At 63.0% G+C, this 16,237-nt stretch carries 21 protein-coding genes and 1 tRNA gene; 16 read left to right on the top strand and 6 right to left on the bottom strand.

Annotated elements, in window-relative coordinates; genetic code table 11:
* The first annotated feature begins 109 nt into the window (after positions 1-109).
* The 3 genes from AB6B38_RS12280 (at position 110) to AB6B38_RS12270 (ending at position 1,115) form a co-directional block, all read left to right on the top strand.
* Positions 110-475, top strand: a complete 366-nt coding sequence (locus AB6B38_RS12280) for a ribbon-helix-helix domain-containing protein (RefSeq protein WP_371393144.1) — start codon at positions 110-112, stop codon at positions 473-475.
* Positions 475-855, top strand: coding sequence for a hypothetical protein (locus AB6B38_RS12275; RefSeq protein WP_371393142.1), 381 nt, complete (start codon positions 475-477; stop codon positions 853-855). Before AB6B38_RS12280 ends, AB6B38_RS12275 begins: the two co-directional genes overlap by 1 nt.
* 98 nt (positions 856-953) lie before the next feature.
* Positions 954-1,115 (top strand): hypothetical protein, encoded by a 162-nt coding sequence (locus AB6B38_RS12270; protein ID WP_371393141.1) that lies wholly within the window; start codon positions 954-956, stop codon positions 1,113-1,115.
* Here AB6B38_RS12270 and AB6B38_RS12265 read toward each other — a convergent pair.
* Positions 1,085-2,350: a DUF6538 domain-containing protein gene (locus tag AB6B38_RS12265; protein ID WP_371393140.1), complete on the bottom strand. Its 1,266-nt coding sequence runs from the start codon at positions 2,348-2,350 to the stop codon at positions 1,085-1,087. The genes AB6B38_RS12270 and AB6B38_RS12265 overlap by 31 nt on opposite strands.
* A 128-nt stretch (positions 2,351-2,478) precedes the next feature.
* Positions 2,479-2,568 (bottom strand) — tRNA-Ser (locus AB6B38_RS12260).
* 304 nt (positions 2,569-2,872) lie between these two features.
* Between AB6B38_RS12260 and AB6B38_RS12255 the strand changes: the two genes are divergently transcribed.
* From AB6B38_RS12255 to AB6B38_RS12195, 13 genes are all read left to right on the top strand, one after another.
* Positions 2,873-3,355 carry a 50S ribosomal protein L21 gene (locus tag AB6B38_RS12255; RefSeq protein ID WP_371393138.1) on the top strand — a complete coding sequence of 161 codons (483 nt, stop codon included), beginning with the start codon at positions 2,873-2,875 and terminating at the stop codon, positions 3,353-3,355.
* Between the two features lie 14 nt (positions 3,356-3,369).
* Positions 3,370-3,543, top strand: a complete 174-nt coding sequence (locus AB6B38_RS12250; RefSeq protein ID WP_371393137.1) for a hypothetical protein — start codon at positions 3,370-3,372, stop codon at positions 3,541-3,543.
* 47 nt (positions 3,544-3,590) lie between these two features.
* A complete protein-coding gene (rpmA, locus tag AB6B38_RS12245) occupies positions 3,591-3,860 on the top strand; it encodes a 50S ribosomal protein L27 (protein ID WP_371393136.1) in 270 nt (89 codons plus the stop codon).
* Between the two features lie 155 nt (positions 3,861-4,015).
* Positions 4,016-4,576, top strand: a complete 561-nt coding sequence (locus tag AB6B38_RS12240) for a GNAT family N-acetyltransferase (RefSeq protein ID WP_371393135.1) — start codon at positions 4,016-4,018, stop codon at positions 4,574-4,576.
* A gap of 39 nt (positions 4,577-4,615) precedes the next feature.
* Positions 4,616-5,674 carry a GTPase ObgE gene (gene obgE, locus AB6B38_RS12235; protein ID WP_371393134.1) on the top strand — a complete coding sequence of 353 codons (1,059 nt, stop codon included), beginning with the start codon at positions 4,616-4,618 and terminating at the stop codon, positions 5,672-5,674.
* The gene (locus AB6B38_RS12230; protein ID WP_371393133.1) at positions 5,671-6,291 is read left to right on the top strand and encodes a nicotinate-nucleotide adenylyltransferase; all 621 of its coding nucleotides are present in this window, start codon (positions 5,671-5,673) and stop codon (positions 6,289-6,291) included. Before obgE ends, AB6B38_RS12230 begins: the two co-directional genes overlap by 4 nt.
* Before the next feature lie 33 nt (positions 6,292-6,324).
* Positions 6,325-7,341 (top strand): L-histidine N(alpha)-methyltransferase, encoded by a 1,017-nt coding sequence (egtD, locus tag AB6B38_RS12225; RefSeq protein WP_371393132.1) that lies wholly within the window; start codon positions 6,325-6,327, stop codon positions 7,339-7,341.
* Between the two features lie 90 nt (positions 7,342-7,431).
* Complete coding sequence (rsfS, locus tag AB6B38_RS12220) at positions 7,432-7,785, top strand: ribosome silencing factor (RefSeq protein ID WP_371395104.1); 354 nt, start codon at positions 7,432-7,434, stop codon at positions 7,783-7,785.
* A gap of 7 nt (positions 7,786-7,792) precedes the next feature.
* Complete coding sequence (locus AB6B38_RS12215) at positions 7,793-8,260, top strand: 23S rRNA (pseudouridine(1915)-N(3))-methyltransferase RlmH (protein WP_371393131.1); 468 nt, start codon at positions 7,793-7,795, stop codon at positions 8,258-8,260.
* 11 nt (positions 8,261-8,271) lie between these two features.
* On the top strand, positions 8,272-9,483 hold the full coding sequence (locus tag AB6B38_RS12210) for a murein hydrolase activator EnvC (protein WP_371393130.1): 1,212 nt from the start codon (positions 8,272-8,274) through the stop codon (positions 9,481-9,483).
* A gap of 16 nt (positions 9,484-9,499) precedes the next feature.
* On the top strand, positions 9,500-10,807 hold the full coding sequence (locus tag AB6B38_RS12205; protein ID WP_371393129.1) for a S41 family peptidase: 1,308 nt from the start codon (positions 9,500-9,502) through the stop codon (positions 10,805-10,807).
* Between the two features lie 137 nt (positions 10,808-10,944).
* Complete coding sequence (locus AB6B38_RS12200) at positions 10,945-12,105, top strand: divergent polysaccharide deacetylase family protein (protein ID WP_371393128.1); 1,161 nt, start codon at positions 10,945-10,947, stop codon at positions 12,103-12,105.
* A complete protein-coding gene (locus AB6B38_RS12195; protein WP_371393127.1) occupies positions 12,102-12,593 on the top strand; it encodes an RNA pyrophosphohydrolase in 492 nt (163 codons plus the stop codon). Before AB6B38_RS12200 ends, AB6B38_RS12195 begins: the two co-directional genes overlap by 4 nt.
* Positions 12,594-13,197: 604 nt before the next feature.
* Here the strand turns inward: AB6B38_RS12195 and AB6B38_RS12190 are convergent.
* From AB6B38_RS12190 to AB6B38_RS12175, 4 genes are all read right to left on the bottom strand, one after another.
* Positions 13,198-13,605 carry a F0F1 ATP synthase subunit epsilon gene (locus tag AB6B38_RS12190; RefSeq protein ID WP_371393126.1) on the bottom strand — a complete coding sequence of 136 codons (408 nt, stop codon included), beginning with the start codon at positions 13,603-13,605 and terminating at the stop codon, positions 13,198-13,200.
* Positions 13,598-13,804: a glutathione S-transferase gene (locus AB6B38_RS12185; protein WP_371393125.1), complete on the bottom strand. Its 207-nt coding sequence runs from the start codon at positions 13,802-13,804 to the stop codon at positions 13,598-13,600. Before AB6B38_RS12185 ends, AB6B38_RS12190 begins: the two co-directional genes overlap by 8 nt.
* 7 nt (positions 13,805-13,811) lie before the next feature.
* The gene (gene atpD / locus AB6B38_RS12180) at positions 13,812-15,251 is read right to left on the bottom strand and encodes a F0F1 ATP synthase subunit beta (protein WP_371393124.1); all 1,440 of its coding nucleotides are present in this window, start codon (positions 15,249-15,251) and stop codon (positions 13,812-13,814) included.
* A gap of 73 nt (positions 15,252-15,324) precedes the next feature.
* Positions 15,325-16,209: a F0F1 ATP synthase subunit gamma gene (locus AB6B38_RS12175; RefSeq protein WP_371393123.1), complete on the bottom strand. Its 885-nt coding sequence runs from the start codon at positions 16,207-16,209 to the stop codon at positions 15,325-15,327.
* Positions 16,210-16,237: the final 28 nt, after the last annotated feature.

The following is a 16,237-nucleotide window of genomic DNA, read 5'->3' as shown; positions in this document are numbered from 1 at the left end:
CTCAGCGGCTGTGTCTTGCCGCTCGACGAGTTGCGTCCCGGCTATCCCTATGCTTGAATGAAGCTGTCTCAAGTCCCGCTGTCCTTACATAACCAGTAAGGGTGGCAATATGACTAATCTCCCCGACCTCGATAGCGCGCCCAGAGTGCGCTTCCGTATCGATGCGGATCTTCTTCAGCAGCTTGATTATGGCGTTCAGTCAGGGCTGGCCAATTCCCGGCCAGAGCTGATCCGAACCGCTATTCGCGAGCATCTCAAGGGCGCATCCGAACGCCGGGAAATGCTCAAAACCTTGCGCTGGCTGAGCTTCGCACTCATCGCCGCCCAGGTCGAAAACTGGCCCGATTCTCACAAGAAAGATGTGGTCCAGGCGGCCGTGAGAATGGGCGCCGATAACGTCCTCACGCCGCTCGAATTGTGTACCGCGATCAGCGCCCTCAATCCTGAAAAATGGATCGACGGGGAGGGCGCATAATGAGAAGGCACGACACCTCTCTTGGAAGCAATGCTGCCCATTCCTCATGGCTGCGCGGCGGTCAGGTCTTCATCCATACGGCGCGCATGTCGCTCCAGATCGTGCGCCTTATGGCCGTGCTCTGCGTCATCACTACGATGGGCACAGCCTTCTATCTGATCACTCAGCACGCCAACCCGGTCGACCAGCAGAACTGGATGTCAGTGAACATGGCGCGGCTGAATACCGCGCTTGGTTCGAACCGCGAATTTGCCGTCGCACGCCATGACAGAAGCAATGTGCGCATGCCCGCCGAACGCATCGGCATTGGGCCTCAAATCCCTCCCGGATTTAGCGTGCGTCCTGCGGGACAAAGGGTCAGGCCGGAGGGCGGGATATGAACCGCACTTGCGCCCCGCCAGGGGCCAAGCCTGCCCGTTCGGCGCCGCAACACTCCGGCCAGACCGGGAAGGGGCGAGGGGCTTTACCGGCGCAGGGTTTGAGCGAACTTGCCCGTGTGCGGCGCGCTCATATCGCGGCAGCAAAGCTGGTGCGCGAGGATCCGGTCTATCTGCCGATATTCCGCGCCTTTGAGCGGGATCTGGAGGAGCTGGAAGCGCTTGAGCGCGCCTACAAGGCGACACTGGAAACGACCTTGTGAAGATGCTTCAGATCAGCCCCCTTGCCATAGCGTTCGCGGTTATAGGCATGCCCGAAAAGATCACGGCGCACGCGCTCATCCACGTGCGCAGAGATCATGCGGTCCTCGAAGCTGTGACGCAGGCCGTAAAGACTGTGTGCGGGCGTTTCCAGAAGGCCATTCTCGCGCAGATATTTGTTCACGGTCGCGCTGATCTTGTCCTTGCCGCGATAAGCCGGAAATCCGTCAGGACAGGCCCGGAACGCCTCCAGCGAAATCCCGGCCAGCGGAATGACGCGTTTGCTGGTGGCGTTTTTCAGCTGACGCCCGGCCGGCTCGATCGAGATATGGGGAATATCGGTATCGAGCCGGATATGCTCGGCTAAAAGCCCCGCCGCCTCGCTTGGCCGGTAGCCGGTATTGATCATGCCCAGCACCAGGCAGCGCGCTTGGGTGTTCAGCCCATCCAGCGCACCGGGAGCCATCAGCCGCGTCCTGATCCAGCCCACCGAGAAGGGCGGGCGCGTGCGTTTCTCGCCCTCTTTCAGGGCGACATCGGTAAAGGGCAGAACCAGACCCAGCCGCTTCATCCGGTTCACGGTTTTCAGCATATCGGCCAGATGCGTGAAATCCTTGTTGGCGCTGTTGGCGGTCAGCCCTTCGGCTTCAATCCGGTCGATCCACCATTGGCGGAATTCGAGCACATCATCGGGCGTGATCTCGCTGATCGCCTTGTCGCCCACCACCTGAAGAAAATTGCGGACCGCCTTTATGCGCGGGTTCTTCCAGCGGCGCAGCTGATCCTCACTCTTTCCAAGAGTGCGGTCCCTCGCGAGCGTCCAGAACAGTTCCAGCGCGCGGCTGACCGTGATGGCAGGCTGTTCAACGCCGCCAAGAAGGGCCGATGCTTCAACCCGGTCCGGTTCGCCATCGCGCAGGACAGCTTCCATGCGTTGCAGGCGTTCCTCACGGGGCAAGGCTGCCACCTTCTGCGCTGGCAGATAATGAAAGCCGCGCATGGCCGCGAGATCGCGGGCCGCCTCATAGCGGCGCTCGGCATCATCGCTGTCTCCAGCAAGCCGCGCTTCCCAAGCAGCTTCCATCAGGCTCCAAGCGGCCGGAGCCTTGCGCTGCGCCTCGCTTTCAGAATCGGTGTGCAGGCTTATCCAGATCGTGGCGCGCTTTTCGACCCGCTGATAGCGTCTCGGTACCCGCCGGACGAGATAAAACGTGCTCCCACGCCGGGTGATATTCATCGCTCTGCCCCGCAAATTGTGCAGCAAAATGTGTAGCACATCGAAGCAATGCAAATCGAGTGGAAAAGTTAATTTCCATAAATTGTGATTACAATCAATTATTTGCGGGTGTGGTTTTTGCGGAAATCTGGCGGAGAGGGAGGGATTCGAACCCTCGGTACCCGTAAAGGCACAACGGTTTTCGAGACCGCCCCGTTCGACCACTCCGGCACCTCTCCGCGAAGCGGCGGAAACTAGCGGCAAGCCTCTCCCCCCGCAAGCGGGTAATGTGCAGATGAAACCGGCGGTGGCCACGTCGTGCGGCGCGGTCATTCGCACTGCCTGCAAAGGCCCGTGCACGCCCCGCCACGATTGACTCAAGGCGCCTATTGCGTGTAAGTGCGCGCCTCTGATGCCCGCCTCAGGCCATGAGTGCGGGCGCTTTGTTGTGACAACGCCATCTTGCAAAGAAGCTGGCGAAGAAAAAGGGCAAGGCTTCCCAATGGCTTGGGGAGATCTGGCCGTAGAAAAGGTGATTGAGAGATGTATGCGGTAATCAAGACCGGCGGGAAGCAGTACAAGGTTGCCGAAGGCGACCGCCTCGTCGTTGAAAAAATTGACGGCGAAGCCGGCGATCAGGTCGTGTTTGGCGAAGTCCTCATGCTGGGCGGTGAAAACGGCGTGACCGTGGGCAGCCCGCTGATAGACGGCGCGCAGGTGATCGGTGAGCTGGTGGACGTGCGCAAGGGCGAGAAGGTCATCGTCTTCAAGAAACGCCGCCGCCAGAACTATCGCCGCACCAAAGGCCACCGCCAGTGGGAAGCGTTCGTAGCGATCTCCGAGATCGTGCTGCCGGGCGCCAAGCCGAAAACGGCTGCCAAGGCGAAAGCCAAGCCGGCGGCAAAATCTGAGGACGCGCCTGCCAAGGCCGCTCCGAAGGCTGCTGCGCCCAAAGCTGCCGCGAAGGCTGAAAAGCCGCCGCCAAAGCCGCACCGAAAGCCAAGGCTGCCAGCCATGACGATCTGACCCAGCTCAATGGTGTGGGCCCGGCCTATGCCAAGAAGCTGAACGAGGCGGGCGTGACCAGCTTTGCGCAGGTCGCCGCCTGGAAGGCTGCTGATCTGGACGCGCTGGACGCTGAAATCGCCGGCGTAAAGGCGAAAGCGGAAAGCGGCGAGTGGGTGAAACAAGCCAAGGAACTGGCGAAGGGCTAAGCCCCCGCGCCGTTTCGATAGCAGACAATATCTGAGGAGAGCGAACCATGGCTCACAAGAAGGCAGGCGGTTCATCCCGCAACGGACGCGACAGTGAAGGCCGGCGCCTTGGCGTCAAGAAGGCCGGCGGTCAGGCCGTGATTCCGGGCAATATCATCATTCGCCAGCGCGGCACGAAATACTATCCCGGCGCCAATGTCGGCATGGGCAAGGATCACACCCTTTTCGCCCTTACCGAAGGCAAGGTGGAATTCCGCCGCAAGAAGGACGACCGCATGTACGTATCGGTCGCCCCGCTTAGCGACGCCGCCGAATAGGGTTTTTCCGAAAGCTTCATGCCGGATCGCCCTTCTTTAAAGAAAAGGTGATCCCGGGCGGCGAAAGCTGCAAAACTCTGAAAGGGGAGCGGGATCATCCCGCTCCTCTTTTTCGTTGTGCCGGACCCTTTCCCGGCCAGCGTGCGGAGACGGCCATGCATGCCGATAACGCAAGACCCGACTGGACACGGCCGCTGGAGAGCGAACGGCTGAGCCTGCGCATGCTGACGCTCGAGGATGCGGGCTGGATCGCCCAAGGCACGACCAACCGCAAGGTTACCGACATGACCGGGCGCATCCCCTATCCCAATCCGCCTCTGGGCGCCGAACTTTACGTGCTCACCTGCCAGGCGGCAGAGGCCAATCGGGGAGACCGGGTGCGCGCCATCATCCGCAAGGCCGATCGCGCGGGCATGGGCATGATCGGCCTGCATCCGCGTAAAGATGGGGCATGGGAGTTCGGTTACTGGCTGGGCGAACCCTATTGGAGCCAGGGCTATGCCAGTGAAGCAGCGCAGCTATTGCTGAACGCGGCCGACCTGGCAGGCATTGCCCCCATTGTCGCAGGCCACTATGCCGACAATCCGGCATCGGGCCGCATTCTGGAGAAATGCGGCTTTGTCTATACCGGCGAGGTGCCGATTGCGTTCTCATCGGGCCGCATGGCATCGGCCCCCTGCCCGCGCATGGTGCGCGCCGCCCTTCCCACGCTATAACCGGGCCCTTGCCCCCTCATTGCAGATTGCACATACCCCATGAAGTTTCTTGATCAGGTCAAAGTCTTTATCGCGTCAGGCTATGGCGGACCGGGATGTGTGTCGTTCCGCCGGGAGAAATATGTCGAGTTTGGCGGGCCGGATGGCGGGGATGGCGGCAAGGGCGGCGATGTCTGGGCCGAGGCCGTGGACGGGCTCAATACGCTCATCGACTACCGCTACAAGCAGCATTTCAAGGCCCAGCGCGGCATTAATGGCGCGGGCGCGAACCGCACCGGCGCTGATGGCGAGGACATCATCCTGAAAGTGCCGGTAGGCACCCAGATTCTCGACGAGAATAATGAGGAAGTGCTGGCCGACCTCACCGAGGAGGGCATGAAGGTGTTGCTGGCGCGCGGCGGGCGCGGCGGCAAGGGCAATGCCCATTTCAAGACATCGCGCCAGCAGGCCCCGCGCCATGCCCAGCCCGGCGAGGAGGGCGAGGAGCGCTGGCTGTGGCTGCGCCTTAAACTGATCGCCGATGCCGGGCTGATCGGCCTGCCCAATGCGGGCAAGTCCACCTTCCTCTCGGCCTGCAGCCGGGCCAATCCGAAAATTGCCGCCTATCCCTTCACCACGCTGCACCCCAATCTGGGCGTCGTGGACACGGGCGAGGGCAAGCGCTTTGTGCTCGCTGACATTCCCGGCCTGATCGAGGGCGCCCATGAGGGCGCCGGGATTGGCGATCGTTTCCTTGGCCATATCGAGCGCTGCGCGACGCTGGTCCATCTGGTCGATGCGGGCGGGGAAGACCCGGTGGCGGCCTATGATGTGGTACGCGGCGAGCTGGCAGCCTATGGCGGCGGCCTGACGGAGAAATCGGAGATTCTGGTTCTCTCCAAGATGGAAACCGTCAGCCCTGAACGGCTTGAAGAGCTGAAGGCTCAGCTCGCGGACCGGGCAGAGGGCGAGATCGCGGTCGTGTCAGCCGTCACGGGCGAGAACATGCGTCCGCTGCTTTACCGGATCGAGGCAGCCATTGAGGGCCAGCGCGCCGCCGACAAGGCCGAGGCAGAGCGCCTGGCGCGCGGCGGCGAGGAGGATAGCTGGACGCCATGAGCCAGCGGCCCGCCACAGCCCGCTTTGCTGCCGGCAAGGCGGAGATGCTTGCGCCGGGCATGACGGTGGGGCTGTACGGAGGCAGTTTCGATCCGCCCCATGCCGGTCACCGCCATGTCGCCCTGACGGCCAGAAAGCGGCTGGGCCTTGATGCGGTATGGTGGCTGGTCGCGCCCCATAACCCGCTCAAAGCCGATGCGCCTGCCAGACTGCAAGCGCGGGCAGACGCCGTTTCGGCGCTGATCCCGGAGCCGGGCCATGTCGTCAGCACGATCGAGGACCGGCTGGGCACCCGCTACACGATCGATATCATCCGTCATCTGACAAAGCGGCATCCGCAGGTCCGCTTTGTCTGGATCATGGGCGCGGACGGGCTTGGCAGCTTTCACCGCTGGAGTGATTGGCGCGAGATTGCCGCGCGCGTGCCGATCTGCGTGATCGCGCGGGGCGGCACACCGCTCAAATGGCGCCTCGGGCGGGCCGCGCGCCATCTGGCGGGCGCACGTGTTCAGCCGGTGGCGGCGCGCGCGCTCGTGAAACAGGGCGCGCCGGGGTGGACATATATCACCGCGCCATTACATGCTGAGGCGTCCTCGCTCCTGCGCCGGGGGCGGTAGCAGCCCTCGTACGAAGCGACCCCCAGACCTTCCATGACCGAGCCCCGCAAGATGCCCAGCCAGACAGGCGGCCTGTCCTTCTTTGAGGACATGCATCCACCGGCGGCCGATTTCCGCGCCGATATTCTGGCTGGCCTGTCAAAGCCGCAAAAGGCGCTTCCACCCAAATACTATTATGACGAGGAAGGCTCGCGCCTGTTCGACGCGATCACCGAGCAGCCCGAATACTATGTCACCGGCACCGAGCTGGAGCTGATGCGCACTATCGGTCCGGAACTGCGTGAACTGGCGGGCGAAGGCGCGCTGGTGCTGGAGCCCGGTGCCGGGTCCAGCGTGAAAATCCGTACGCTGCTCGATGCGCTCGATAGCCCCAGCGCCTATGTCGGCATGGATATATCCGGCGACCATGTGCGAAGCGCGTGCGAGGCGCTGGCTGCTGATTATCCGTCGCTGGAGATTGGCGCGCTGTGCCATGATTTCACCCAGAGCCTTGATGTGGCGGCCCTGCCGCTATCGGCCAAGGCCCATGCGGGCCGGCGGCTGGTATTCTTTCCCGGCTCGACGATTGGCAATTTCGAGCTGATTGATGCACTCGCCCTCTTGAAGACCCTGCGCGGCTGGCTGCGCGAGGGCGATGCGCTGCTGATCGGGGCGGACATGCGCAAAGCCTCCGAAGCGCTGGAGGCGGCCTATGATGATGAGGCCGGGGTAACGGCGGCTTTCAACCTCAATCTCATCGCCCGGATCAATCGCGAGCTGGACGGCGATATCGATGCTGATGGCCTGCAGTACCGGGCACTCTGGAACCCCTACCGCTCACGTGTGGAGATGTATCTGGTAGCCAGGCGTGACATGCATTTCACGGTCGGCGGGGAGCGCTTCGTGATCCGCAAGGACGAAACCATCCACATGGAAAACTCCCACAAGTTCACGCTGGAAACCTTCCAAGACCTGGCTGCCAAGGCGGGTCTGCGCTCGCGCAAGGCCTGGGTTTCGGCGCGTGAACCCTTTTCCATCCACTGGCTCGAACCAGCGGGCGAAGCGTGCTAGACTGATTTTACTGGTCCCGCCCAAACAACAGGAGCTCCGGCACTGCCCGTCGAACGCCAACGCAATGATACTGCGCCCGCCCCGGTAAGCCTGAAAGGCGGCCGGGAGCAAAGTGAAGCTCTCGAGGCCCTCGTCGTCAAAACACTCGACGACGACAAGGCAGAGGACATCGTATCCATAGACCTGACCGGCAAATCGCCCGTCACCGACTTCGTGGTCATCGCGAGCGGGCGGTCAAACCGTCATGTCGGCGCGCTGGCCGACCATTTGATGCGTGCGCTCAAAGAGGGCGGACACGGCAATGTGAAGGTCGAGGGCCTGCAGGCCGCCGACTGGGTACTGATTGATGCCGGGGATGTGATCATCCACCTCTTCCGCCCGGAAGTGCGCAGCTTCTACGATCTGGAAAAGATGTGGGACGGGGCGCCGGAAACGGCGGCCTGAGCCAGCCTTGCGCATCGAGATCCGCGCCATTTCCCGCATCCGGCCGGGGCCGGAGCGCACGCTTGTCGACAGCTATATCGAGCGCGCCAATCATCATGGACGCGCTACCGGCCTTGGCCCGGTCAATGAACGCGAGTTCGACACGCGCACCTTGGCCGGCGCAGCTGCCGAAACCCGCGCGCTTGTGGAGGGCCTGACGTCCGGCCCGGTCATCGCGCTGGACGAACGGGGCAAGCAGATGGATTCGCGTGAGTTTTCACAGATGATCGGGCGCGAGCGCGATCAGGGTGCGCGCGAGATGCAGTTTCTCATCGGCGGCGCAGACGGGTTTGACCACAGCCTCCTGCCCGGCGGTGTGCGGCTTTTGTCCTTGGGACACATGGTCTGGCCGCACAAGCTGGTGCGCGTCATGCTGGCAGAACAGATTTACCGGGCCAGCGCATTATTGTCCGGCGCGCCCTATCACCGGGACTGAAGGCCGGCACAATGAGCGCGCTCCTCCTTGCCATCGCCCTGTTGCAGACGCCGCCTGATCCCCAGGAGATCGAGGCGATGGAGGAAACGGCCCGCGAGACGCGTGCCATCAGCGAAGCGCGCGAGGCAGAGGCCGATGCCCTGCGCCAGGAAATCGCGCAATTGCAGGCACGCCTTGTGGAAGCCGGCTCACGGGTACAGGCCCGCGAGGCGGATGCGGACGCCGCCGAGGCGCGGCTGGCCGAGCTGGAGGCGGAGGAGGACGCGCTGCGCACCCGGCTGGCCCGCGAGAGGCAAAGCCTGACTGACGTGCTGGCCGCCTTGCAGAGATTGGAGATGAACGCGCCGCCTGCGCTGGCCGTCAGCCCTGATGATGCCAGCGAGGCAGCGCGCGCAGCCGGCCTTCTTGCCGCCATCGCCCCAGAGCTGGAGCGCCGCGCAAGTGCGCTGCGCAGCGATATCGAGGCGCTGGCGCGTCTGCGCGAAGAGCTGTCCGGGCAGCGCGAGACGGTCGAGGCGGCCCGCGATGCGCTGGCGGCGGTGCGGGCGCAGGTGGAGGCGCTGATTGCGGAGCGGCGTCAGGCTGAAACGGCGCTAAGGCGCGAAGCGGGTGATCTGGCCAGCCAGGCCGCCCGGATCGCCGCCGAGGCCCGCTCCCTGCGCCAGCTCTGGGAGGAGATCACACAGCTGGCCGATATCTCGCCCCGGCTATCACCTTTGCGTGAGCGGCGCGCCGCCATGATGGCGGATGTCGCGATGCTGGAAGGTGAGACACTGCTCTCGGCGCTGCCGGTCGAGGCGGCGGCCTCCGGACCGGGATTTGGCGATATGCGCGGACGCCTGCGCCCGCCTGCAGAAGGACGCATTGCCAGCCGGGCCGGCGAGCCTGGGCCGGACGGAATCCGGCGCGACGGGCTGTGGCTGGAAGCACGCAGCGGCGGTCAGGTGTCAGCGCCGTTTGACGGAATGGTGGTTTTTGCCGGACCCTTCCAGAGCTTTGAAGCGGTGGTGATGATAAACACGACAGACGGCTACACCCTTATTCTTGGCGGAATTGGCCTGCTTTATGCTGAGGAAGGGCAAAGTGTGCTGGCGGGAGAACCGATCGGACTCATGCCGGAGCGTGAAATTCCGCCGCCGAGACTATATTATGAAGTAAGACGGGGTACCGGAGCCGCCGAAAACCCCGAAAATTGGCTAAGAGCCGAGTATCGGGTCCGCTGACAGACAGGACGAATTCATGCGCTTGCACATTATCGCTTCGGCCATCGCCTTTGGCATAGGCGCAGCGGCTTTGGCCGTTTCGGCGCAGGGCGAAGAGCGGAGCCGGGACGCGACCTTCCGGCAACTGGAACTGTTCGGTGACATATTGAGCCGGATCGAGTCCGACTATGTCAGCGACCCGGACCAGGTCGAGCTGATCGAGGCGGCCATTAACGGCATGCTCGGCTCGCTCGATCCCCATTCGGCCTATCTCAACGCCGATGCGTTTCAGGACATGCAAGTGTCCACCCGGGGCGAATATGGCGGGCTGGGCATCGAGGTGACGCTGCGTGACGACTTTGTCACCGTCGTCTCGCCCATCGCTGAAACACCTGCAGACAGGGCCGGGATCGAGCCGGAGGACCGCATCATCGCCGTTGATGGCGAGTCCATGATCGGCGTGGGTATTGATGTGGCGGTGGAGCGGATGCGCGGACCGGCCGGTGAACCTGTCACGATTACCATCGCGCGCGACGGGGTGGAGCCGTTCGACGTAACGATCGTACGCGCCATTATTGAAGTGCGCTCGGTGATCTACCGCATGGAAGCCAACAATACCCCCTATTTGCGTATCACCACATTCAACGAACATACGACCGAGGCCACCATGCGGGCCCTCAACGATCTGAGCGAAGCCTATGGTGGCCCGCTGCCGGGTCTGGTTCTGGACCTGCGGTCCAATCCGGGCGGTCTACTCGATCAGTCCGTGTCGGTGTCCGACCTGTTCCTGAGTGGCGGGGAAGTTGTTTCCACCCGCGGCCGCGATGCGCGCAACACCTATCGCTTCAATGCCCGCCCGGGCGATGTTCTCGACGGGGCGCCCATAGTGGTGCTTATCAATGCCGGCTCTGCCAGCGCCTCGGAGATTGTCGCGGGCGCCATACGCGACCGGGAACGCGGCGTGCTGATGGGGACCAACAGCTTTGGCAAAGGGTCCATGCAGACCGTCATTCCGCTGCGGGGCGGACGCGACGGGGCGCTGCGCCTGACCACGGCGCGCTATTACACGCCCTCTGGCACCTCCATTCAGGCGACCGGCCTGGAGCCGGATATCGCCGTGGCCTTCCGCCGCCCGCGCGAAGGCGAGACAAACCGGTTCAGCGAAGCCAATCTGCGCAATGCCCTGACCCATGAGAGCGGGACCGAACGGCGCGAACGCGAGGATATGGAGTATCCGCCCGAAGACTGGCCGGCAGATGAGGATTACCAGCTTCACCGCGCCATCGAGCAATTGTCGAGCATGATGGAGCGGCGCGAAGCGCGCGCAGGGAGCGGGGGCCGGTAAAACCCGCACCGGCCTTGCCGGCTTGCGCGGACATTAACCTTTCCTTACCCCGGCGCATTGAATGGTCTTGCATGTCAGCGTGCCGATGAGTTCTGCTCGTCAGTACGCCTTCACCTGTTCAGGCAAAACCGGACACCATGCCCGCCCGCCAGACATCCGACACGCCGCCTTTGCGCAATCCGCTTATCGCGGCTGCCTGCCTGTTTGCGGGCGCCGGGCTGGTGTTTGCGGCCATCGTCTTTTTCGCGCCTGCACCTGAAACCGGAACAGCCGCGCGCGCAGTGCTGGACAGGCCCACCGGTGAAGACGAGGTTATCGAGGTAGCCGAGGTTCCGGCGGCAAGCCCGGCCATATTCGCCGAAGGCGAAGAGGACGAGAGTTTCAGCCTTCCTGGCGTGCGCGAAACGCAGGACGTGCTGGGCGGCGAGGTGGAACCGCCTCCGGGCAGCAATGCGGCGCGCGCACTGGCGCTGCAGCGCGTGTCCAATGTTCCCCATGCTGGCCTCTATGAAGACGGTCCGGGCGGGCCATTGCCCATTATCGCAGCCGATGGACGGCGCCCCTCTACGGCCTATGCACGCCCATTTGAGGGAGAACCTGGCACGCCCGTCATTGCGGTGATTGTCGGCGGGCTGGGGGTAAGCGAATCCCTGACGCAGGCAGCCATAGACTCGCTGCCGCCGGAAATAACCCTGTCCTTTGTGCCTTATGCGCGTGATCTGCAAAGCTGGATGAACCGGGCGCGCGCGGCCGGCCACGAAGTGATGATCGAACTGCCCATGGAGCCGTTCGACTATCCCAATAATGATCCCGGCCCGCATACCCTGCTGGCCGATGCCAGCGAAGCGGAGAATATGCGCCGCCTTCACTGGCTGCTCTCACGCTCTTCAGGCTATTTCGGCGTTACCAACTATCTCGGCGCACGCCTTTCCGGTTCGGAGGCAGCGCTGGCGCGCATCTACCGCGAGGCGGGCCGGCGCGGACTGACCATCTTCCATGACGGTGCCGGACGCCCCGGCGCAGCCTCGGCCGCTGCCGCGCGGGCGGGCACCACGCTGACGCTGGCCGAGCGGGTGATTGACGCTGACCCCAGCGCGCGCGCGATAGATGCCAGGCTTCTGGAGCTGGAGGCGCTGGCCATCCAGAACGGGCATTCCTTAGGCTCCGGCTTTGCCTACCCGGTCACGGTTTCGGCGCTGCAGAGCTGGGCAGAGGGCCTTGAGCGGCGCGGCTATCAGCTTGCACCGGCCTCCCATGTGGCCAATGTCCGCGAGGACCGCGCCGGGCAGGATACATGAGCACCCTGCAGGATCCGGCGGCGCTTGCCGCTTACCGGCCCAATGCCGGTATTGTCCTGTTCAACCGGGACGGGCTGACCTGGGTTGGCCGCCGTTACCGCGAAACAGGGCAATGGATCTGGCAGTGGCCGCAAGGGGGCATGGATGCCGGGGAAGACCCGCAAGCCGCCGCTTATCGTGAACTATACGAGGAAACCGGAATCCGCGGCGATCAGGTTGAGCTGTTGGGCGGTATCGAGCACTGGCTGGCCTATGACTTCCCGCCCGAAGTGCTGGCGCTGCGCAAGAAGAACTGGAAGGGCCAGCGTCAGCGCTGGTTTGCCTTCCGCTTTCTGGGCACGGATGCCGACTTCGATCTGACCGCCGTGCCGCCACAGGAATTTGAAGCTTTCCGCTGGGAAAGGCTGGAGCGCGTGCCAGAGCTCATCATTCCGTGGAAGCGGGCGGTGTATGTGGAAGTGGCGAAGGCATTTGCGCCGTTTGCCTAACATACTGGGTCAACAACAATACCCAAATGATTAAGTTTACACTTGATACCAATTGCCTCATCGAAGTCGACGAAAGTAGACCGTGCGCACCGTCGATCGAACATCTTGTTCGATCAGCGAAGCTGAGAACTGCTGACGTCGCCATCGTCGCGTCGAGCGCATCTGAACGACAACAGAGCGGAACCTACCTCACAGACTTCGAAACTTTTAGGTCGCGGATGGATCGATTGGGCTTCGGTCACATCGAAATTCTGCCTCCCCTGCTTCGATGGGACATGGGCTTTTGGCACCATGGCCTTTGGGCGGGTGCCGGTGATGCCCGCCGGGAGGAAGAGATATTTAGTGTGTTGTTTCCAACATCAACCTACAGCTGGTCTGACTGGGCTAATGCCGAACGGCTTGATATAGATGACACCAGTTCAAAATCTTACCGAAATTGGCGCAATAGAATTCTAGACGCCCAAGCATACTGGGCTCACGAGTATCACCAGCGCGATATCTTCGTCACGAGCGATCAGAATTTTAGGCGATTGACGAAGTCACCAGCATTTCCGGCAGCAAGGATACTGTCGCCACAAGAAGCTGAGAGGCTGCTAAAAAAGCCCTAGTGGGCCAGTTCCATAGCCGACTGCATCGCCTCGAGCTTGGCGATCTCGGCTTCAGCCTGATCGCGCGCGCTATCGTCAGCCGCATCCTTGGCGCGCAGGCGGGCGGCCTCCAGCTTCTGACGGATATCGGCCGCATCGAGCGTGGCGAGCTCGGCCGTTTCCTCGGCCAGAATGGTCAGGCCCTGCGGGGTCACTTCGGCAAATCCGCCATGGATGAAGATGCGGGTGACGCCGCTTTCGGCATGCACGTCGATCGTGCCGGTGCGGATCGTGGCCATGAAGGGTGCATGACCCGCCAGCACGCCGAAATCGCCTTCGGCGCCGGGTACAACCACCATATCCACCTCGCCAGAGAACACGCGTGCTTCAGGCGAAACGAGGTCGAATTGCAGCTTGTCAGCCATTGTCTTCGTCCCTTGCAGCCAGCGCGCTGTCGAACGCGCTACTTGCCGCTTCAAACTTGTCCCGGCAGCCGGGATTGCAGAAGCCGACGACCGCCCCGCGATAGAGGGTGAGCGAATCTGCGCTCACCGGCTTGCCCGACCAGGGACATACGTCATTGACGCAGTCCTCGATCCGCAGCATGGGGCGACCTGCGGCCATGTTACGCCTACGCCGCCTCGGCGGCCAGTTTCTGCGCCTTCTTCACGGCGTCCTCAATGGTGCCGACCATGTAGAAAGCCGGCTCCGGCAGATGGTCATACTCACCATCGCAGATCGCCTTGAAGCCTTTGACCGTCTCCTCGACCGGCACCTGAATGCCCGGCGAGCCGGTGAACACTTCGGCGACGTCGAAGGGCTGGCTGAGGAAGCGCTCGATCTTGCGGGCGCGGGCCACGGTCAGCTTGTCTTCTTCAGACAGCTCGTCCATGCCCAGGATCGCGATGATGTCCTGCAGAGCCTTGTAGCGCTGAAGGATTTCCTGCACGCGGCGGGCGGTCTGATAGTGCTCTTCACCCACAATGCGCGGCTCAAGAATGCGCGAGGTGGAATCGAGCGGGTCCACGGCCGGGTAGATGCCTTTTTCCGAGATGGCGCGGTTGAGCACCGTCGTTGCATCAAGGTGGGAGAAGGTCGTGGCCGGGGCCGGGTCGGTCAGGTCGTCGGCCGGCACGTAAACGGCCTGCACAGAGGTGATCGAGCCCTTATTGGTCGAGGTGATGCGCTCCTGCAGGGCACCCATGTCGGTGGCCAGCGTCGGCTGGTAGCCCACCGCCGAGGGGATACGGCCCAGAAGCGCGGACACTTCGGCGCCAGCTTGGGTAAAGCGGAAAATGTTATCGACGAAGAAGAGCACGTCCTTGCCCTCTTCATCGCGGAAATATTCCGCCTGCGCGAGGCCGGAGAGCGCCACGCGGGCACGCGCACCGGGAGGCTCGTTCATCTGGCCGAACACGAGGGCGCAGCGCGAACCTTCGGTGGAGCCGTTGTTTTCCTTCGGATCCTTGTTCACGCCGGACTCGATCATCTCCCAGTAAAGGTCGTTACCTTCACGGGTGCGCTCGCCAACGCCGGCAAACACGGAGTAGCCGCCGAACAGCTTGGCGATATTGTTGATCAGTTCCTGGATGAGCACGGTCTTGCCGACGCCCGCGCCGCCGAACAGGCCGATCTTGCCGCCCTTGGCGTAGGGGCAGAGCAGGTCGATGACCTTGATGCCGGTGGGCAGGATTTCCGCTTCGGTGGACTGCTCGTCAAATTCCGGGGCCGGACGGTGGATCGGCGCGCGCTTTTCGAACACGACATCGCCCGCCTCGTCGATCGGCTCGCCGGTGACGTTGAGGATGCGGCCGAGCGTACCCGGACCGACCGGCACAGTGATCGGCGAACCCAGATCGGTCACTTCACCGCCGCGCTGCAGACCTTCCGTGGCATCCATCGCGATGGTGCGCACCATGCTCTCGCCGAGGTGCTGGGCCACTTCCAGAACCAGCTTCTGGTCACCATTCATGGTTTCCAGCGCGTTCAGGATGGGGGGCAGACCGCCTTCGAACTTCACGTCGACAACAGCGCCTGTCACCTGTGCGATACGGCCCTTGAGATTGCTCATGATCGTCTCAGCCTCTTTTACCAATCCCCTGCGCTTTGCAGGAGGCGTTCTCTAATATGTGTGGTCCGCTGCCCTAGACCGCCTCGGCCCCGGAGATGATCTCCGTAAGCTCGGTGGTGATCTTGGCCTGGCGGGTACGGTTGTATTGCAGGTTCAGCTTGTTGATGAGCTCGCCGGCATTGCGCGTGGCGTTGTCCATTGCGGCCATCCGCGCGCCCATCTCGCCAGCCGCATTCTCCAGCAGGGCCGAAAGAATGACGGTGTCGACATAGCGCGGCAGAAGAGCGGCCAGAATGGCCTCCTCATCAGGTTCGTACTCGTAGATGGCACCCTTGAGGTCAGGGCCGGGCGCATCAGGATCAATGGCTTCGCGTGCCGGGATCAGCGTGCGTGCCTTGGGCTTCTGGCTGATGACAGAGATGAACTCCGAAGAGACCAGCTCACACACATCAAACCCGCCAGCCTCGAAAAGCTTGCGCAGCTCGTCGCCGACACGCGCAGCGAGGGCTGCCGGGCTGGCTGCGTCTTTCAGCTCAATTGCGCTGACGATCCGGTCACGGTGCAGGCGCTTGAGGGCGTCAAACCCCTTCTTGCCGACCGTGACGATCTTCACGTCCTTGCCTTCGCCGACAAGCGTGGCCACGCGCTCGCGCGCCAGACGCGCGATATTGGTGTTGAAACCGCCGCACAGGCCGCGATCCGCGCTGAGCACCAGCAGGAGCACCGTTTCGGATTTGCCCGTGCCGGTAAGCAGGCGCGGCGTTTCCGGCCCGGCCACAACGCCATTGGCGAGATTGGCCATGACCTGCGCCATTTTCTGCGCATAGGGGCGCGCTGCCTGCGCGCTGTCCTGCGCGCGGCGCAGCTTGGCTGCGGCCACCATCTGCATGGCCTTGGTGATCTTCTGCGTGGATTTCACGGAGGAAATCCGGCTGCGCAGTTCTTTCAAGCTCGCCATCGATTATGCCTCGGTCAGCCCTTGCCCT

Origin of the sequence: Glycocaulis abyssi, assembly GCF_041429775.1 — a bacterium.
GTDB classification, from domain to species: Bacteria; Pseudomonadota; Alphaproteobacteria; order Caulobacterales; family Maricaulaceae; genus Glycocaulis; species Glycocaulis abyssi.
Note: the sequence above shows the minus strand (reverse complement) of the source record. Positions and strands in the feature narration are given on the sequence as shown.